This window comes from Streptomyces sp. NRRL F-5122, from assembly GCF_001507435.1.
Lineage (GTDB): Bacteria > Actinomycetota > Actinomycetes > Streptomycetales > Streptomycetaceae > Streptomyces > Streptomyces lannensis.
The window spans coordinates 247592-266280 of the sequence record NZ_LMWH01000254.1 but is presented as its reverse complement, the minus strand read 5'-3'; the positions used below and the strand labels follow the sequence as shown (position 1 = coordinate 266280).

The 18689-nt window shown below is 70.3% G+C and carries 18 protein-coding genes and 2 tRNA genes; 16 read left to right on the top strand and 4 right to left on the bottom strand.

The features are described 5' to 3' along the window. Nucleotides 1-145 precede the first annotated feature (145 nt). Nucleotides 146-1345 (top strand): glycosyltransferase family 2 protein, encoded by a 1200-nt coding sequence (locus ADL25_RS33045; protein WP_059131560.1) that lies wholly within the window; start codon nucleotides 146-148, stop codon nucleotides 1343-1345. A gap of 72 nt (nucleotides 1346-1417) precedes the next feature. Here the strand turns inward: ADL25_RS33045 and ADL25_RS33040 are convergent, their stop codons facing one another. Beyond that, nucleotides 1418-2800, bottom strand: a complete 1383-nt coding sequence (locus tag ADL25_RS33040; RefSeq protein ID WP_234381124.1) for a polysaccharide pyruvyl transferase family protein — start codon at nucleotides 2798-2800, stop codon at nucleotides 1418-1420. Nucleotides 2801-3042: 242 nt separating this feature from the next. On the opposite strand from ADL25_RS33040, the gene proB reads away from it, so the two are divergent. From proB to ADL25_RS33015, 5 genes are all read left to right on the top strand, one after another. Next, on the top strand, nucleotides 3043-4149 hold the full coding sequence (gene proB / locus ADL25_RS33035; RefSeq protein WP_059131559.1) for a glutamate 5-kinase: 1107 nt from the start codon (nucleotides 3043-3045) through the stop codon (nucleotides 4147-4149). A gap of 132 nt (nucleotides 4150-4281) precedes the next feature. Next, nucleotides 4282-4779, top strand: coding sequence for a hypothetical protein (locus ADL25_RS33030; RefSeq protein ID WP_181923044.1), 498 nt, complete (start codon nucleotides 4282-4284; stop codon nucleotides 4777-4779). A 61-nt stretch (nucleotides 4780-4840) separates the two neighbouring features. Further along, nucleotides 4841-6127 carry a glutamate-5-semialdehyde dehydrogenase gene (locus ADL25_RS33025; RefSeq protein WP_059131557.1) on the top strand — a complete coding sequence of 429 codons (1287 nt, stop codon included), beginning with the start codon at nucleotides 4841-4843 and terminating at the stop codon, nucleotides 6125-6127. 93 nt (nucleotides 6128-6220) lie between these two features. Continuing rightward, the gene (locus ADL25_RS33020) at nucleotides 6221-6850 is read left to right on the top strand and encodes a hypothetical protein (RefSeq protein ID WP_059131556.1); all 630 of its coding nucleotides are present in this window, start codon (nucleotides 6221-6223) and stop codon (nucleotides 6848-6850) included. 110 nt (nucleotides 6851-6960) lie between these two features. Next, complete coding sequence (locus ADL25_RS33015) at nucleotides 6961-8028, top strand: hypothetical protein (protein ID WP_059131555.1); 1068 nt, start codon at nucleotides 6961-6963, stop codon at nucleotides 8026-8028. Nucleotides 8029-8501: 473 nt separating this feature from the next. Here the strand turns inward: ADL25_RS33015 and ADL25_RS33010 are convergent, their stop codons facing one another. Continuing rightward, nucleotides 8502-9620, bottom strand: a complete 1119-nt coding sequence (locus ADL25_RS33010) for a M48 family metallopeptidase (protein WP_059131652.1) — start codon at nucleotides 9618-9620, stop codon at nucleotides 8502-8504. 150 nt (nucleotides 9621-9770) lie between these two features. On the opposite strand from ADL25_RS33010, the gene ADL25_RS49970 reads away from it, so the two are divergent. The 10 genes from ADL25_RS49970 to ADL25_RS32975 all read left to right on the top strand — a co-directional run bounded on the left by ADL25_RS49970 (nucleotide 9771) and on the right by ADL25_RS32975 (nucleotide 15456). Beyond that, nucleotides 9771-9923: a hypothetical protein gene (locus ADL25_RS49970; protein ID WP_181923043.1), complete on the top strand. Its 153-nt coding sequence runs from the start codon at nucleotides 9771-9773 to the stop codon at nucleotides 9921-9923. 131 nt (nucleotides 9924-10054) lie between these two features. Continuing rightward, entirely contained in the window at nucleotides 10055-10210 is a 156-nt protein-coding gene (locus tag ADL25_RS49965) for a hypothetical protein (RefSeq protein WP_181923042.1), read from the top strand. An 82-nt stretch (nucleotides 10211-10292) separates the two neighbouring features. Then, nucleotides 10293-10955, top strand: coding sequence for a nicotinate-nucleotide adenylyltransferase (nadD, locus tag ADL25_RS33005; RefSeq protein ID WP_059131554.1), 663 nt, complete (start codon nucleotides 10293-10295; stop codon nucleotides 10953-10955). A 16-nt stretch (nucleotides 10956-10971) separates the two neighbouring features. Then, on the top strand, nucleotides 10972-12747 hold the full coding sequence (locus ADL25_RS33000) for an LCP family protein (RefSeq protein WP_059131553.1): 1776 nt from the start codon (nucleotides 10972-10974) through the stop codon (nucleotides 12745-12747). 111 nt (nucleotides 12748-12858) lie between these two features. Continuing rightward, nucleotides 12859-13317 (top strand): ribosome silencing factor, encoded by a 459-nt coding sequence (rsfS, locus tag ADL25_RS32995; RefSeq protein ID WP_059131552.1) that lies wholly within the window; start codon nucleotides 12859-12861, stop codon nucleotides 13315-13317. Next, nucleotides 13314-13982, top strand: a complete 669-nt coding sequence (locus ADL25_RS32990) for a histidine phosphatase family protein (RefSeq protein ID WP_059131551.1) — start codon at nucleotides 13314-13316, stop codon at nucleotides 13980-13982. The genes rsfS and ADL25_RS32990 overlap by 4 nt, the downstream gene beginning before the upstream one ends. A gap of 95 nt (nucleotides 13983-14077) precedes the next feature. Continuing rightward, a tRNA-Ala gene (locus tag ADL25_RS32985) sits at nucleotides 14078-14150 on the top strand. Nucleotides 14151-14788: 638 nt separating this feature from the next. Next, nucleotides 14789-14962, top strand: a complete 174-nt coding sequence (locus tag ADL25_RS49960; protein WP_181923041.1) for a hypothetical protein — start codon at nucleotides 14789-14791, stop codon at nucleotides 14960-14962. A gap of 3 nt (nucleotides 14963-14965) precedes the next feature. Then, the gene (locus tag ADL25_RS32980; RefSeq protein WP_059131550.1) at nucleotides 14966-15199 is read left to right on the top strand and encodes a hypothetical protein; all 234 of its coding nucleotides are present in this window, start codon (nucleotides 14966-14968) and stop codon (nucleotides 15197-15199) included. Between the two features lie 184 nt (nucleotides 15200-15383). After that, nucleotides 15384-15456: transfer RNA gene (locus ADL25_RS32975), tRNA-Ala, on the top strand. Nucleotides 15457-15574: 118 nt separating this feature from the next. On the opposite strand, the gene ADL25_RS32970 is transcribed toward ADL25_RS32975, so the two are convergent. Continuing rightward, nucleotides 15575-17191, bottom strand: coding sequence for an NADH-quinone oxidoreductase subunit NuoF family protein (locus tag ADL25_RS32970; RefSeq protein WP_059131549.1), 1617 nt, complete (start codon nucleotides 17189-17191; stop codon nucleotides 15575-15577). Next, complete coding sequence (locus ADL25_RS32965) at nucleotides 17191-18492, bottom strand: ferric reductase-like transmembrane domain-containing protein (protein WP_181923040.1); 1302 nt, start codon at nucleotides 18490-18492, stop codon at nucleotides 17191-17193. Before ADL25_RS32965 ends, ADL25_RS32970 begins: the two co-directional genes overlap by 1 nt. Nucleotides 18493-18689: the final 197 nt, after the last annotated feature.

Genomic DNA, 18689 nt, shown 5'->3' with positions numbered 1-18689 from the left:
GACGGCCTACCGTGGTTTTCTGTCTGTTCGCCATGTGACGTGTGCCACGAATCATTGGGGTGGGGGCAACCTTCGCCCGCCGTCGGCTCTCTTATGGGTAAGTGTTGATGACATGCGGGGAAAGTTCCCGTGACAAGGGGGAAGCGTGACCGTTGCGCAGCCTGATGTATCTGTGATCATCGGGGCGTACGAGGCTATGCCGTACCTGGTCGAGTGCCTGGAGTCGGTGCAGGCGCAGACGCTCGACCCGGCGCGGATCGAGGTCATCGCCGTCGACGACGGCTCGACGGACGGGACGGGCGACCGCCTGGAGGAGTTCGCCAAGCAGGCTCCCATGGCGGTCACCGTCATCCACCAGGAGAACTCCGGTGGCCCCAGCGGCCCGCGCAACGTGGGTCTGGAGAGGGCCCGTGGACGGTATGTGTTCTTCCTCGACGCGGACGACCGGCTCGGGGCCGAGGCGCTGGAGCGCATGGTCGCCATGGCCGACGAGCAGCGGACCGATGTCGTGCTCGGCAAGGTCGTGGGCGTCAACCGCAACGCCCCCAAGTCGATGTGGGGCAGGACGCTGCCGCGGACCGACGTCTTCTCCTCGAAGATCAAGTTCACGCTGAGCGCCCAGAAGCTCTTCCGCCGGGAGCTGCTCGCACGGCACGGGATGCGCTTCGACGAGTCGCTGAGGACCGGCGAGGACGCCCTGTTCACGATGGAGGCGTATCTGCGCGCGGACGGCGTCTCCGTGATCGCCGACTACACCTGCTACTACCTGGTCGGCCGGAGCGACGGCAAGCACGTCACCAAGACCGGCAGCTACACCCTGCGCTTCGACTCGGCCCGTGCCCTCATGAAGCTCATCGCCGAGCTCGTGCCCGAGGGCCCGCGCCGCGACTCCCTGATGGTCCGCCCCTTCCTGATCACCCTCCTGCCGCAGTTCGGGCCCGTCTTCCTGAACAACGACGAGGAGGTGCGCGCCCACAAGCTGGAGCTCGCCAAGCCGATGATGGACGCGTACTGGCACGAGGGCATCGCCGAGCGGATGAAGGTCAACGAGCGGCTCCGGCTGCACCTGGTGGCGCGGGGCCGCGCGGACCTGCTGTCCGACGTGCTGGAGTTCGTCAAGGCGAACAAGGCGCCCACGGTCTTCATGGACCCGGCCGGTGGCAAGGCCTACGTCGGCTACCCGCACTTCCGCGACGGCGCCGCGGGCCTCCCGGACGAGTGGTTCGTGCCGACGACCCGCGAGACGCTCACCATCGAAAAGTTCAAGCCGCTGGCGACGCCGGTCCACTTCGAGCGGCTGCGCAAGGCGGCCCGGCGGATGCTGAAGGTGCGGCGGGCGGCCTGAGACCCGCTGCCGGGGGCCCGCCCGCAAGGGCGCACCCCCGGCAGCCGTTGTGGAACGGCCGTGCGGGACCGCTCACTTGCCCCCGGACTGCAACGCCTTGCGGAGCGGCCGCCCCACCGCCCGGCGCGCCCGGCGGTAGACCGACGGCGGCGGCACCGCCGCGGCGGCCTTGGCGTTCGCGTTCGCCCGCGCCACGTCGCGCCTCAACTTCGCGTTGTCCTGACTCAGTTCGATGATGCGGCTCTGCAGCCAGCCGAACCGCGATGTGAGCGAGGCGACGTCGCTGTCGTTCCAGGGGCGCAGGCCGGCCGGGAAGGACAGCGACCGCATCCGCTCGTCGAAGGCGGCACCGCCGTCGCCGTGGGTGAAGGTGTTCGCCAGGCCGTTGCTGTCCAGGAACGCCGTGAAACGTTCGAAGCGCTCCTGGTGACCGCCGAGCAGCGCGCTGAAGTCGGCCTCCTCGTAGAGCCGGGCCGGGTCGAGGTCCTCGGGCAGGTTGTCGATCCTGCGGTGCGGGATGTCGAAGTACCGGCACAGTTCCAGCGTCCGCGAGTCCGCGCACAGCACCGTCGCGGGAGTGCCCGCCAGCAGGGCGGCGATGTTGCCGTGGATGCGGGAGCCGAAGGAGAAGTCGAAGTCGCGCAGGTCGTCGATCCAGGTGACGGGATCGATGTAGACCCGGACCTTGTCCTCGCGGTACATGGGGTGGTCCGGGTGGGTCGGCATCCCGGTGACACGGCCGTTCGCGTCCGACAGGTCCCGCCAGTGCAACTGCCGCGCGTCGCTCAGGTTCTGGCCGATGAAGCGCAGATGCGGATAGCGCGCATGGGCCCGGGTGATGATCCGGTCGAGCCCCTGCCTCTGCACCGCGCTGTGCGAGCCGTTGATGGCGATCCGGGACTCGGGCGTCAGGGCGGGCACCCGCTTGTCCACGGTGAGTTCCTTGCCGTACAGGAACATCGAGGGGCAGCCGATGATCTCGACGTCCCTGAACCCCATGTCCTTCAGGTACTTCTCCGTGAACTCGCCGCGCACGCCGATGGACGCGCTGCGGTCGAGCACCGCCGAGACGAACTCGCGGACGGTGGGCTCCATCGGCTTCAGCCGCGCCGGGTCGTAGCTGAGCCCGGTCTGCGCACCTATGCCCAGCACCACCACGGGGATCCGCAGCTTTCCGATGAGTCGCGTCAGACGCTGCAGCCCGGTCTCGAAGGAGGGCCGGAACGCATTGGCGAGCGGTACGACGAAGGCGTCGTACTCCTCGTTGATCCTCGCCGCCATGGCGGCATCTGCCCGCATTCCGTTCGAGACCACCTTGGTGTGCGGTGTCTCGAGGATCTTGTGGGCGGCGTCGCTGAAGATCAGATTGCCCGCGTTGGTGGCGATGACATCGCGATGGAGGGCTTCCTCCACGGGGACGACGTCGTAGGGGCTCTTCCCCGACCTCAGAAGCACACGCCGTGCGTGGTGAACGTTAGGTGACACGGTGTTCAAATTATGTTTGCATCATCTTTAATTTCTATAGGCAACCAGTGCAACCTTTTTGCCGTGTGCGAGACGTGAGCAAGTGATCACACTGTGCTCGTCCGGGTGCTGGAACGATGCGCGCCACCTCTGCTCGTTCGCGTAGATTGCCGGGCGGGGGACGGACCGACGCGCGAGGGGAAGCACAGCAGGTGGCTGGGGCAAGGCAGGCCGTGGCAGAGGCTCATCGGATCGTTGTCAAGGTGGGCTCCTCCTCGCTGACCACGGCGGCGGGCGGGCTGGACGCCGATCGTGTCGACGCACTCGTCGACGTGCTCGCCAAGCACCGCAGTGGAGGCGAGAAGGAGATCGTCCTGGTCTCCTCGGGTGCGATCGCCGCCGGTCTCGCCCCCCTCGGACTGCGCCGCCGCCCCCGGGACCTGGCCCGGCAGCAGGCCGCGGCCAGTGTCGGCCAGGGTCTGCTGGTGGCCCGTTACACCGCCTCCTGCGCCCGCCACGGCGTCCGTGTCGGCCAGGTGCTGCTCACCTCCGACGACACCAGTCGCCGCGCCCATCACCGCAACGCAGCCCGCACCCTCGACAAGCTCCTGTCGATGGGCGCGCTCCCGGTCGTCAACGAGAACGACACGGTCGCCACGGACGAGATCCGCTTCGGCGACAACGACCGCCTCGCCGCGCTCGTCGCCCACCTGGTCCACGCCGATCTGCTGGTCCTGCTGTCGGACGTGGACGGCGTGTACGACGGGGACCCCAGCAGGCCCGGCACCTCGCGGATAGCGGAGGTGCGAGGGCCCGAGGACCTCGCCCATGTGGAGATCGGCAGCGCGGGCAAGGCCGGCGTCGGCACCGGCGGCATGGTCACCAAGATCGAGGCGGCCCGGATCGCGGCGGCGGCGGGCATCCCCGTGGTGCTCACCTCCGCCGTCCACGCCGCCGACGCCCTTGCGGGCCGGGACACCGGCACCTATTTCCACCCCACGGGCAAGCGCTCCGCGGACCGGCTGCTGTGGCTGCAGCACGCCTCCACCCCGCAGGGCGCGCTCACGCTCGACGACGGCGCCGTGCGCGCGGTGGTCGAGCGCCGCACGTCGCTGCTGCCCGCCGGCATCGCCTCGGTCGAGGGCGACTTCACCGCTGGCGACCCCGTCGAACTGCGCGACAGCGCGGGTGTGGCGGTGGCGCGCGGGCTCGTCAACTTCGACGCCAAGGAGATCCCCCGGCTGATCGGCCGCTCGACCCGGGAACTGGCGCGCGAACTGGGCCCCGCCTACGAACGCGAGGTCGTGCACCGGGACGACCTGGTCATCCTGCACCCGTAACCGGCCCAAAGGTCCGCTCTTTACGGGTTCCCGGTGGGGGACGTTCCGTAAAACCGCCCCATGAAGCCCTGGGGCCTGCTCCACTTTGTCTCGGGGACATGTTCTGCACGAGCACTGCGTAAGGAGGCCGTCGTGAGACGAGTGCGCCCTGGGGCGGCGGCGTTCCGCGGTCGCGGCACCTCCGGTGTCCCTCGTGACGGCGGTACGGTCCGCACGCCCGGGGAGGAGCGCGCACTGACCGGCGTCACGGAAGCCCCGGAACGGGACACGCACGAGACACCCGGCGACGTCCCCCGGCTGTGGCATGTCACGCTCAGCGTGTCGGGAGACCGGGCCCCCGAGACGGAGGTGCGGCGCGCCCTCGAGCAGCTCGCCCACGACCACCCCTTCCTGATGACCAGCCGCTACGCAGGAGATCACGCGGAGATCCGGTACTGGGAGGAGGCCCGCGACCTGCACGACGCCGCCGCGGTCGCGCTGCGGCTGTGGGGCGAGCACCGCCACACGGCCGGGCTGCCGCCCTGGGAGATCGTCGGCCTCGAGGTCGTCGACCGCGAGACCTATCACCAGCGGGTGGCCGAGGGATACGGGCCGCCCCCGGCGACACCGGTCGGAGTTCACCCGTTTTGAGGGTGTCTCGGTGAGTGGAACAAGCCGTGGACGGTACCGTCCGGAGCACTACCCTTCCCTCATGACCACGCTCTCGCCGTACGACTCGATGTCCCCGGTCGCCCAGGCCGCCTATCGCGCCAAGGCCGCCGCCGACGACCTCGCGCCGATGCCGCGGGTCGAGAAGGACGACGCGCTGCTGGCCGTCGCGGACGCGCTGGAGGTCCGCGCGAGCGAGATCGTCGACGCGAACGCCAAGGACATCGACCGGGCCCGTGAGGCGGGCACCAGCGAGGCGATCATCGACCGGCTCACGCTCACGCCGGAGCGGATCCGGGCCATCGCCTCCGACGTCAGGGACGTCGCCGCCCTCCCTGATCCGGTCGGCGAGGTCGTCCGCGGCTCCACCCTGCCCAACGGTATCGACCTGCGCCAGGTCCGCGTCCCGCTCGGCGTGGTGGGGATCATCTACGAGGCCCGGCCGAATGTGACGGTCGACGCCGCCGCGCTGTGCCTGAAGTCCGGGAACGCCGTGCTGCTGCGCGGCTCGTCCTCCGCGCACGAGTCGAACACCGCCCTCGTCCGGGTCCTGCGCGACGCCGTGGGCGGCTCCGGGCTGCCCGCCGACGCCGTGCAGCTCGTGCCCGGCGAGAGCCGGGAGTCCGTGCGCGAGCTGATGCGCGCCCGCGGCCTGGTCGACGTGCTCATCCCGCGCGGCGGTGCCTCGCTGATCCGCACGGTGGTGGAGGAGTCCACGGTCCCCGTGATCGAGACCGGCACCGGAAACTGCCATGTCTACGTCGACGCGCAGGCCGACATCGACATGGCGGTCGACATCCTGATCAACTCCAAGGCCCACCGCGTGAGCGTGTGCAACGCCGCCGAGACGCTGCTCGTCCACCAGGACATCGCCCCCGAGTTCCTGCCGCGGGCCCTGGACGCCCTCGCCGCGGCCGGGGTCACCGTGCACGGCGACGAGCGCGTGATGGCCTGCGCCAAGGGCTCGAAGGCCACGGTGGTGGAGGCCACGCCCGAGGACTGGGACACCGAGTACCTCTCCTACGACATCGCCGCCGCGGTCGTGGACTCCCTGGACCGGGCCGTGCAGCACATCCGGCTGTGGAGTTCCGGGCACACCGAGGCGATCGTCACCACCTCTCAGCAGGCGGCCCGTCGCTTCACCCAATTGGTCGATTCGACGACGGTCGCCGTGAACGCCTCGACGCGCTTCACGGACGGCGGCCAGTTCGGCTTCGGCGCGGAGATCGGCATCTCCACGCAGAAGCTGCACGCCAGGGGCCCCATGGGCCTGCCCGAACTGACGAGCACCAAGTACATCGTGACCGGCGACGGGCACATCCGCCGCTGAGCGGCCGCTCAGACAAGCACGGCCGGTTGTCCCTGGCAAGCGGCTTTGAAGCCGTCTCGCCGGGCGGATGAATTTCCTTACCGTCTGCCCAAATTGACCCCCCAGGTCTACTCTGGAGCCGTGCCGGAGGACGTGGGGGGCACGCCGTCTGGTGACGGCCGGGAGCCCGACGACGACCGCGACCGCGGAGGTATGGACGAAGAGTTCGCCTCCGTGGTCTTCGACGAGGCCTTCGTACGTGCAGCCGTGGTCCACGAGCCGACGGCGGTCGAGAGACTCCTCGCCGCCGCCCAAGCCCGCGCGGATGCCCAGGAGGCCGAGGCGCGCCGGGCGCACGCCCGGGGCGCACGCGGAGACGACGACCGCTACGAGGACGGGTTCGACCCCGACGACGGCGGAGAGTTCGGTCCCGGCCGCGATCTGGACGACCTCGACGACCCGGAGATCCTCGAGGGCCGCTACGGCGCTCCGGGCGCCTATGCCAGGGGCGCCCGCTGGCACCGCCCGGTCGCCTGGATGCTGGCCCTCGTGATGGGCATAGGGATGGTCGCACTGGCGTTCACGGCGGTGTACCGGGGCGCGTCCTCGGGCCGCCAGGAGCAGGTCCCGCCCCCCGCCACCACCGGTCTGGAACAGGGCCGGAAGACCGGTGCCGGCACGGTTCCCTCGGCCTCCGCGGACTATTCGCCACCGGCGTTCTCTGCGGTGCCCAGAACGCCCTGAGGGCTGCGACGGGCTTGTTCGACATCCGTTCGAAAGCCTGGTGAGAACCTGTCAGAACTTGTCGCGTAGCAGGGCGTTTACCTGAGCTCCCGGAGACCTACTCTGAAGATATGGGCGGGCCTGGAGACCCACCGGAGGGGACACCCGAGGGCGCTCCCGGTGGTGGTGAGGACGAGTACCGATCCGTCGTGTTCGACGAGTCGTTCGTCAGGGCTGCCCGGCTCCAGGAGTTCTCGGCGCGCGAACGCATGGGGGATCACGCCCCCGCCGTGCGCCGGCGCCCCCCGCTGCACCGGGGGCTGACCCGGCAGGCGCTCATCCTGGTCCTGCTGATAGCCGTCGCGTTCGGCACCGCGATCTACATGGGAGTGCGCCACCCGTATCCGGCGCCGGAGACGCAGCCGGTCGAGCCGCTGCGCATGACGGTGATACCCCTCGCCCCGCAGTCCGCCGTACCCGGCTCCACCGACCCCGAGGCGCTGTACACGCACAGCCCCGCCGCCGAGTTCCGCGTCGGCGCCAAGGGCGTCACGTTCCCCGCCACCCGGCGCACCGCCCACTTCTCCGACAGCCAGGTCGTCGCCGCGCTGACCACCGCGAAGGACTACCTCGTCGAGTCCTCGCTGGATCCGGCCGTGCTCACCGGCGGCGCCGTGCGCTCGGTCCGCGTACTGCTCGACCCCCAGCAGCTCGACCAGTTCGATCAGAGCTTCAGCCACCCGGCCGCCGACGGACGGCACGCTCCCACCGGCTGGCTGGTGCGCTTCGACCCGTCCCGGGTCCAGCTGGCCGACCGCAGCATCCGTGTCCAGGGCACGCTCCAGGCGACGGAGGCCGACTCCGACACGCTGGAGGTCACCTCCGACCACACCATGGTGTACGCGCTCAAGCCGACCGGCGCGGACGCCAAGGCCGAGGCCTCGCTGTTCACCGTGCGGCGCGAGCTGACCTTCCGCTTCGACCGCGAGGACCTGCGCATGAACCAGGCCCAGCTGGTCGCCTCGTACGTCCAGGCAGGCCCGCTCGCCTGCGCCGACGACTCCGCCGACCATCTGCATCCCCTGCTCGCCGGCCAGACGGCGAAGGCGGGCGGCCCGGCGGGCACCGACCCCTACGCCACGGGCAGTGCGACGGCTCTGTGCGGCACCCTGTCGACGAGCGCACAGCCGAAGGTCTAGGTGTGCCGTCCCGGGAGGCCCGGGGTTTCGGCGCCGTCCTGAGAAGCCGCCTCCGGGATGTTGAAGACGGGCGGCGCCCGCCCTGGAAGGTCCACCGGCCGGTTGTAGGGTCCCCTCGGGCCCGGAGGGGTGGAGGACGGCCCCGGAAGCGGGCCGCGGCCCGGCGACGGCGGCCAGGCGGTTCCCTTCGGCCCGGCCGGCCGGGGGCCGGGGGAGCCGCTGTTGCGGGGCTCCTTCGCGGCGATGCCCACAGGGCAGTAGGTGCCGCTGTCCCGAAGCCGGGCCAGGGGCCTGCTCCGCCGGGAGGTCCCACCGCCGCCCGGACGCTTCGGGCCGGTCCGGAGACCGCCATGCCGGGAAGAGCGCCCCGCCAAGGAGGCCGCCCCCTCGCCTCGCAGTGGCGCCCCGGCCCCGAGCCCGGCCAGGGGCTATGTCCGGGCGCCGGGCCGCCCGGGGGCGGGACCGGTCGTCGATCAGGCGTTGGCGTCGGGGTCCTCGTCGTCCCGCTGGGCGTCGCGCGGCTCGCGGCGCGGGTCGTCCTTGGACGCACCGCCGCCGAAGCCCGAGAAGCCGCGCCGGACCCGGCCGCCGAGGTCGCCCGCTCCGCCCGCGATATCGCCGACCAGCTTCATCAGCGGGTCCTTGGACTCCTTGACCTCGTTGGCGTAGCTGGCCGCCGACTCCCGGAAGGAGTCCGACACCGAGGTGTGCTTGTCCTCGGTGCGTCGCGGATAGTGGCCGTCCATGATCCGTTGGTAGTCGCGGGACGCGGCCCACTTCTTGAGCTCGGCCGCGCGGACCGTGGTGAAGGGGTGGCTCCGCGGCAGCACATTGAGGATCTTCAGCACCGAGTCGCGCAGATCGCCCCCGGCCTCGTACTCCTCCGCCTGTTCCAGGAACGCGTCCACGTTCATCTCGTGCAGATGGTTCCCGCCGGCTATCTTCATCAGCCCCCGCATCGAGGACTGCAGATCCTGCCCGACCAGCAGCCCGGCCCGGTCGGCCGACAGCTCCGACTTGCGGAACCACTCCCGCAGCGCGGTCACGATGGCCATGATCGCGAGGTTGCCCAGCGGGATCCAGGCGACACGGAGCGCCAGGTTGGTCAGGAACAGCAGGACGGTCCGGTAGACCGAGTGCCCGGACAGCGCGTGCCCGACCTCGTGGCCGACGACCGCCCGCATCTCCTCCTCGTCGAGCAGTTCCACGAGCCCGGTCGTCACGACGATGATCGGCTCGTCCAGACCGATGCACATCGCGTTCGGCTGCGGGTCCTGGGTGACGTACATCGGGGGGACCTGCTCCAGGTCCAGGATGTAACAGGCATCCCGCAGCATGTCGTTGAGATGGGCGAACTGCGCGTCCGAGACCCGTACGGAGTCGGACAGGAACAGCAGTCGCAGACTGCGTTCGGGCAGCAGACCGCTGAGCGCCTTGAAGACCGTGTCGAAGCCGCTGAGCTTGCGCAGGGCCACCAGGGCCGAACGGTCCGCGGGGTGTTCGTACGCGCGCGAGGAGATCCCCTCGAAGCGCCTGCGCCGCCTGCTCGGCACGCGCTCGTGCCCGTTCTGCTGGTGGCTTTCGTCGGACATGTGTTCCCCCATGTGTCTCATGGCCACTGTGCGATGGATCATCGGGCCCCCACCGGAGTGGGCACGCGCGATGCCCGATGTGCCCCCGAAGCGGAGTCCAGCCTAGGCGGAGATACGGTGGCAGGGCAGCACACCGTAAGGAGCGATCCCATGGAGCACACTTCCGCCGCCTGGTTCACCGAGGCCGCGACCGCCGCCGCCCGGCAGGGTCCGGGCGACCTGCTCCGCGTCGTGCTGATCGTGATGGTCGTCGGCTGCGTCCTGACCGCCTGGTTCCTGCTGCGGGGATACAAGCGCAGGTGACCGGCACGGTCGTGCCGGCCCGCACGGACGGTACGCACTGAACGGCGGAGTCGGCGTGATCGGTGCGCAGCCGCACGCTTACGATGAGCCGACGTCTTTGTCCCGCCCACACCGGATAGGTCCTGCCGAAGATGAGCTTCCACAGCACCGCTGCACAGTTGGCCACGCTCGCCGAGGGTGAAGGCGAACGCCACGCGAGCATCAGCCCGTTCATGACGGGCGGAGGCGCCCTCGTCATCCTCCTCCTGCTGCTGTGGATCACCACGCGCTTCAACCGGGACCGCTGAGTCCGCAGAAGTGCCTGGTCCCGGCCGTTCCGGGGGGCCTGTGGGCCGGTGTCCGGCGGCCGGGCCGGTAGTGTCTGCAGGCATGGGAGAGCAGCACATGCCCACCGGTCCGGCGAAGGGCCCGGGACCCGGCCCCGGAAACGGGCCGTCCAACCCGGGCAAACGCCGTCTCGGCGTCATGGGCGGAACGTTTGACCCGATTCACCACGGGCACCTCGTCGCGGCCAGCGAGGTGGCCGCGCAGTTCCATCTCGACGAGGTGGTGTTCGTACCGACCGGGCAGCCCTGGCAGAAGACGGATCGCAAGGTGGCCCCGGCCGAGGACCGCTATCTGATGACGGTCATCGCGACCGCGGAGAACCCCCAGTTCTCGGTCAGCCGTATCGACATCGACCGCGGCGGCCCCACCTACACCACGGACACCCTGCGCGACCTGAAGGCGCTCAACCCCGACACCGATCTGTTCTTCATCACCGGGGCCGACGCGCTGGGCCAGATCCTCACCTGGCGCTATACGGACGAGTTGTTCTCCCTCGCGCACTTCATCGGCGTCACCCGTCCCGGTCACACCCTGACCGACCCGGGTCTTCCGGAGGGCGGTGTCTCGCTGATCGAGGTTCCCGCTCTGGCCATCTCGTCCACAGACTGTCGTGCGAGAGTCGCCATGGGCGAACCCGTCTGGTACCTGGTGCCGGACGGTGTGGTGCGCTACATCGACAAGCGGCAGCTGTACCGCGGCGAGTGAGCCGAGAGGGGCACCGGTGAACGACCGATACGACGGATACGCGGGGGGCGACCGGTACGAACTCGTCGGTTACGACGAGTTCGGTCAGCCTGTGTACCGGCAGGTGCCCGCGCAGCAGACCCCGCAGGGCTACGACCCCTACGGTACGCAGCAGCACCAGCAGCACCAGCAGCACCAGCAGCACCAGCAGCACCAGCAGCACCAGCAGCCCCAGGGCTACGGCTACGACCCGTACGCGACCGGCACGCAGCAGGCCCACGACACCGGCCGGCAGCCGCCCGTCCCCCCGTACGACCCCTACGCCTCCTACGGCAATGCTCCCGGCACCGGCCACGACCCGTACGGCCGGACGGCAACGAGCGGACAGCAGCCGCGCGTTGCCGAGCAGACCGCCTACATCCCGCAGCAGACGGGCCCCGCCGGGAACGGTCCGGGGCGCCCGCCCGGCACCCCCGACCGCGGCCCCGGCGGCGCCCCCGGGCACACGGAAGTCCCCGCGCAGAGGGAACCGCGCGGTGACGGCGACTACGCCACCGACCAGTTCGCCTTCGTCGAGGAGCCCGACGGCGACTCCGAAGACGTCATCGACTGGCTGCAGTTCACCGAGAACCGCACCGAGCGCCGTGAGGAGGCCAGGCGTCGCGCGCGCGGCCGGGTCGTCGCCCTCGTCGTGGTCCTCGCCCTGGTGGCCGTCGGCGGTGTCGGATACCTCTGGTACGCGGGCAAGCTGCCCGGCACCTCCTCCGGCGGTGGCAAGTCCGGTACGGCGACGGCCGCGGGCGCCCAGAACCGCGATGTGATCGCCGTCCATCTGCACAACACCAAGGGCGGCGGCACCTCGACCGCGCTGCTCGTCGACAACACCACCACCAAGCAGGGCGCCACCGTCCTGCTGCCCAACTCCCTTGCCCTGACCTCCGACGACGGCACCACGACCACCCTCGCCAAGTCGGTAGCCGACGACGGCTCCTCCGGCACCGGCGACGCCATCGACTCCGTCCTCGGCACCAAGGTCGAGGGCACCTGGCGGCTCGACACCCCGTACCTGAACAACCTCGTCGAGCTCGTGGGCAACGTCGAGGTCACCACGAACGCCGACGTGCCCGACCCCGACGCCAAGAAGAAGGGCGCCCCCCTCGTGCACAAGGGGGAGGACCAGACTCTCAGCGGCAAGATGGCCGTCGCCTACGCCACCTACCGCGCCTCCGGCGAGTCCCAGGACGCCCAGCTGGAGCGGTTCGGCCAGGTCATGGTGGGCGTGCTGCGCAAGTTGTCCTCGGACCCGCAGGCGGCCACCGTCACCGTGCAGACGCTCGCCCAGATCCTCGACCCCTCCCTGACCGACAAGGACCTCGGCAGCTTCCTCGCCAAACTGGCCGACCACGCCAAGCAGGGGGCGTACAAGACCGAGCTGCTGCCGGTCCAGTCCGACGGCACCATCAGTGAGAAGGCCACCGACACCGTGGTGAAGAGCCTCCTCGGCGGCACCGTGAAGAGTCCGGAGGCGGGCGACGCCGTCCGGGTCGGGATCAAGAACGCCACCGGTGCCAAGAAGACCGCCGAGCAGGCCCGGGTCACACTGGTCAACGGCGGCTACACCTTCATCGACGCCGGCAGCGGCACCGCTCAGAGCACGTCCCAGGTCCTGTACGCCGACGACAGCGACAAGGAGAACGCGGTCGAGGTGGCCAAGACGCTGGGCCTGCCCACCGGCTCCGTGCAGAAGGGCAAGATCGCGAACAGCGCCGATGTCTCGGTCGTGCTGGGCGAGGACTACAAGCCGTCGTCGTGACGTGGACCACACCCCGGGGTGCCGGGGGGGTGGTCCGTTAATCACATGGGGTTCCGTCCGCGGTCCGTGAGACCCTTGGGGTATCACTGACCGCCTAAGGAAAGCCTCGTAGTGACCGCAACGGACCGCTCTCTCGAGCTCATCACCGCCGCCGCCCAGGCGGCCGCCGACAAGCTCGCGCACGACATCATCGCCTACGACGTCAGCGACGTGCTGTCGATCACGGACGCCTTCCTGCTGGCGTCCGCGCCCAACGACCGCCAGGTCAAGTCGATCGTCGACGAGATCGAGGAGCGACTGAACAAGGAACTCGGCGCCAAGCCGGTGCGTCGCGAGGGCGACCGCGAGGCTCGCTGGGTGCTGCTCGACTACGTCGACATCGTGGTGCACGTCCAGCACAGCGAGGAGCGGGTCTTCTACGCACTGGAGCGGCTCTGGAAGGACTGCCCCGAGCTGGAGCTGCCCGCCGACGCCAAGGCCACCCGCGGCAAGGCGGCGGAGCACGCCCGGCTGAAGGCCGCCGAGGACGCCGCCGAACTGAATGCCGAGCTGGGTGGGGAACTGCGGTGACGGCCTCCGGCGCCGACACCTCGAGGAGGGGGCGGGGGCGCCGTCTCGTCCTGTGGCGGCATGGCCAGACGTCCTGGAACGTGGAACGCCGCTTCCAGGGCTCCACGGACGTCGAGCTGACCGAGACCGGCGTCGGCCAGGCCCGCCGCTCGGCCCGCCTGCTCGCCTCCTTGAAGCCCGACGCCATCGTCGCCTCCGACCTCAAGCGCGCCGCCTCGACGGCCGCGGAGCTGGCCGCGCTGACGGGTCTGGAGGTCACTCACGACGAGTCCCTGCGCGAGACGTACGCGGGTGTCTGGCAGGGGCTGACCCACGAGGAGATCATCGCCCGGCACGGGGAGGAGTACGCCGCCTGGAAGCGCGGTGAGCCCGTCCGCCGCGGCGGAGGCGAACTGGAGACCGAGGTCGCCGACCGGGCGGCCCCGGTGGTGCTGCGCCACGCCGAGAAGCTCCCGGAGAACGGCACCCTCGTGGTGGTCAGTCACGGTGGCACGATCCGCACCACCATCGGACGGCTGCTCGGCCTCGAGTCCCGCCACTGGGAGAGCCTCGGTGGTCTCTCCAACTGCTCCTGGTCCGTCCTCGGCGAGGGCGTGCGCGGGTGGCGTCTCCTGGAGCACAACGCGGGCACGCTTCCCGAACCGGTCCTCGGCGACGACGACTGACACCTCCTCACCGGGTGTCGGGGCACGGATTTCACTTTCCGGCAGGCCGCAGGCTAAAGTTCTTCTTGTTCGCCCGCCGAGCGGGAAGAACGCGCGGGGCTATAGCTCAGTTGGTAGAGCGCCTGCATGGCATGCAGGAGGTCAGGAGTTCAATTCTCCTTAGCTCCACGGATCGACACTTCGAAGGTGTCAGAGATCGGTGATCAGAATCCCGTCCCTCAAGGGGCGGGATTTTCTGTGTCCGGGGCCATTTCGTCCGTACTCGGCCTGACCCGGCGTCATGTCACCGAGGAAGCACGGGTGACGGCGTCTCCCGCCTCACGAGGCGTGGGGAGGACCGGCCGGCGCGGTCCCGGCTTCCTGCCCGGCGGTGCGGGCCGCCCGCTGCACGGCGGTGAGGGGCGGCGGTGCGCGGCGGTGAGGGGCGGCGGTGCGCGGCCGTACGAGGCCCTCGCGCGGGCAGGAGCGGGTCCCGTGCCGTTCCGGGCCCCACAACCGTGCTCGCGCCGCCGTACGCCCGGAGAAGGCCGCTCGGCGCCGACCGTCACCCCCAGCGGTCACCCGGCTCGGCCGGCCGATCGGCTCCGCGGTCTTCGGCCATTCTTCTGCGGCGAGCTTGAGTCACCCGGGCCCCTGGGGCGTATACCTCTTCGGACGCGCTCCCCATGTGCATGTACGCGCCGGCCCGCGACGGCCACGTCGGGTGCCGTGTCCGGACTGGTACGAAGGCGTCGCTGACCGTATCGGCTCGGCCGTGGCAGAATCAGACGGCCGGAAGGGGGCGCGGCCCGACGGGAGGGAGAGCGATGCCTGCGAGCATCCGCGAGGAGATCCACGATCTCCTCGCAGTGGCGGTGCCACGTCGGAAGGCCACCCTCCTCGACTGCCCTTCCTGTGGCTCGTCCCATGTGGCCCAGGTCCTCGGCGACAACGGCGGTATCTCCTACGTGTGCACGGCCTGCGGCCACAGCTGGAGCTGATCGATGGGTGCACACAGGCGAAAGTGCGACTGGTGCGGGAGCGGTACGCCGATCGTCCGGGACATGGAACCGGTCAACCCCGACTACCAGTACTGGTGCGAGGAATGCGCACGGGCGCTGATCATAAAAGGCGACCCGATCGAGACCTATCGGGAACTGGAAGGCGAGCCGATCTACGGCCGTCTCCTGGACGACCACTGCACGCTCAAACGCTTCTACTCCTTCGCCACGGCCTGACCCCCGACCGGGCCGCGGACATGGGCGGAAGCCGGCCCTGGACCTCGATTCCCCGTGCACGGGAGGGTCCCCGCGCACGACGGAAACGATTTGGTGTTCCACCCGGGGGACCGTGTAATGTTGGCGTCGCCGCCGGGGAAACCGGGCGACACGGTCTACAAGCGGCTCGGCCGCGTGGCCACGAGGGGCTATAGCTCAGTTGGTAGAGCGCCTGCATGGCATGCAGGAGGTCAGGAGTTCAATTCTCCTTAGCTCCACAGGACTTGAAGGCGGTCCATCCCATCGGATGGACCGCCTTCGGCATGTCCGGAGCCATGGGAACGCCGACGACGACGCACGGGCCACCCCGGGCGGGGCGGCCCGTGATCCGTCCGCTCAGCGGCCGAGAGCGCGGCGTCCTCGGCCCTGCGACAGCACCGGCAGGTTGTTGCGCGCCGGCGCACCGGAACGGGTGTCCTCCTCGATCCGCAGCGCGAGCGCGGGGCACCGGCGTACGGCCCGCAGTGCCTTCGCCTCCGCGTACCTCGGCACCTGGGCCTGGGCGACGGTGGGGAAACCGTCGGCGCCCAGTTCGAAGACCTCCGGGAGGATGTCCGCGCACAGGCCGTGGCCGCGGCACAGCGTCCAGTCGACGAAGATCTTCTGCCGGCTGGCACCGGCCTCGGGCTCGGCCTGGCCGCCGCCCGGGATGCCCGTCGGGGCCCGGCCGCCCTCGAAGAGCGGCAGCACGCCCTCCACGGGTCTGCCGCAGCCGTTGCCGAGGACGTGTGCCGCCAGGTCGTCCGTGAAGGCCTTGATGGTCGATTCCAGGAACATCGCCGAGCCGTCCGGGTGCGAGCACGCACCGCGCTTCTTCACGGCCTTGGCGACCTGCTTCAGGGCCTCGAGGGCGGCGGGGCCGCCGCCGTTGAGGATGTCCTCCATCCCGCGGGCCGCGGCGGGCAGGCCGAGGTAGCAGGGACCGCACTGGCCCGCGCTCTCCTCGGCCAGCCACTTGGCCACCTGCAGGGACTCGCCCAGCGGGCAGGTCTCCTGGCTGATGGGCAGGATCGCGCCGGCGCCGAGCGAGCCGCCGACGGCGTCGAGGTTGTTGCGCGAGACGATCGCCTCGTCGACCGTCGCCGCGTCGATCCACTTGCCGTGGTAGCCGCCGGTCAGCACGCCCTGCGGGAGCGGCGGGGCGCCCGCCAGCTGGAGCACGTACCGCAGCGGCACACCCGTGGGGACCTCGATCACCATCGGACGGCTGACCGCGCCGGAGACGGTGAGCATGACCGTACCGGGCTCGTCGTACAGACCGGTGTTGCAGTAGCGCTCGGCGCCGATGCGGGCGGCGATCGCCAGCTGGGCGAACGTTTCGGCGTTCGACAGCAGGGTGGGCGCGCCGCCCACGCCGCTCTGCGATGCGCTCGTCTTGCGGCCCGGCGGGATCGCGGGACCGCCGTCGATGGATCGGACCAGCGACGCGGCGGCACCGGTGACCATGCGCACCGGGTTGCGTTGCACGCGCGCGCGTATGGGCGCGCCACGCCGGTCGCTCAGGCCGCGCTCGGCCAGCGCCTGCTCCATCGACCGCTCCGTGGAGGCCCGGGTCACGCCGATCACGAGTGTCCGCGCGCCGAGGGCCTCGGCGACCAGCAGGGCGCCGTCCAGGATGAGGTGCGGGGCACGGTTGATCAGCACCGTGTCCTTGCGGCAGGCCGGCTCGTCCTCACTGCCGTTGACGACGACCACCGGCCGGATGCCACGGCGGATCGCCGACTCGGCGACCGACCGCAGCTTCTTGTGGAAGGGGAAGCCCGCCCCGCCCCGCCCCTTCAGGGAGATCTGTTCGGCCAGCTGCGCGAGCTGTTCGCCGCCCATCGGTTCGAGGGGGCCGTGCACCTTGAGGTGCATGGGGAGGTCGAGTCTCTCGACAAGGTCGAAGCCCGACGTGAGCTGCGGAAGTCCGACCACACGGACTTCTGGGACGTCGGGCAGGGCCTCGTTCACTAAAAGCCTCCGGAAGGCGCGTTCCAGGGTTCGCCGGCACCCGGTGTGCCGTAGGCGCCGGGGGCCGTGTCAGTCGCGGGACCGCTGTTGTACGTGTTGTTCGAGTTGTACGTGCCGTAGGGGCTGTTCGTCTCACTCGTGTCGTACATCTCACCCCCGCCGTACCCGTCGTATCCGGAACTGCCATAGGTCGGGATGTTGTATCCGGTGTCCTGGAGCGGGTCGTATGCGGAGGGGGGCGCCTCGCCGACGGGCGGCGGGGAGGGGACGGGCCAGCTGCCGGAGGTGCTGCCCGGACCGTCGACCCGCGGCATCGCCCCCGTCTGCTGCATGGTCACGGGGTTCATGCGCTGCGTCGCGTCGGGTGTCATCGGTCCCTGGGCGCGGGGCGTGGCCGAGACGGCCCGGTAGGCGGCGGCGAAGCCGTTGCCGGACTCGGGGGTCATGGTGCGGGCCGGAGGGGTGTCGTACAGGGACGTGGAGGGCTGGGAGGGGATCAGTCCCTCGGTGGCGGCGCCACGGTCCGCCGACCGGGGTCCGAAGCCCGCCATGGCGGCCGCGGCCTCCGCGTTGCGGGCCCGACTGGCGTCCAGATCGTCGCGTCCGAACCGATCGCCGGATCCGACGATCGCGAAGATCCGGTCCGCCACCTTCCGCTTGAACGGGCGCGGCGCGGCGCGCAGGGCGAGCGCCGCCATGACCCCGAGCAGGCAGAGCTCGTAGGAGATCGTGAAGAACGGCTTGGCGGCCCGGCCCGCGTACAGGCCGTGGACCAGCGCGGCGCACCAGGACGGGTAGGCGAGCATGTGCATCGCCCGCCAGCGCGCCGCGACCGGCGCGGGGGAGGCGAAGTTGCCGCGAAGGGCCCCGGTGACACCGACGAAGATCATGAGCAGGGCGGCCAGGGAACCGAGGCCGATGAGTCCCGCCGAGCCGCTCACGCCGAGGCTGAACGGGACCAGCGCGGCGATCAGAACCGTGTGGTCGAGCGCGAGCTTGACCGTGACGTGCACCAGGAGGAAGGCGATCGAGGCGACCGCCGTCGTCCGGTGGACGGCCTGCGCCACGATCCGCTGGCGGATGTTGAGGAAGATCCGGTCCTGGGCGACGAGACCCCAGATCACCGAGCAGCTGAGGGAGACGAGCGAGAGGACGCCCGCTCCGAAGTTGAGGAAGTCCCGGACTGCGTTTCCGCCCGCGAGCACGACGACCGGTATAAGCAGCAGTACGACAGCCGACACCACGCCGTAGGCCGAGCGGCCGGGCTTGGGAATCGAGCTGTTACTACGGGGAGGGTTCATGGGGGCAACTCCGAACAGTTTCGGGAAGGCGGTCCCGCTGCCGCACTCTAAGGGGCTCCAAACCGAGCAGTACGAGGTTTGAGTTATTGCGTTGTTATCAAAGGGCAACGGGTTGGTAGTGATGTCCGACTAGCTGCCGTTACGCGAAGTAACATTTGAACCTTGTTCAGCTTTTCGAGGCCTTCACAACTCGACCG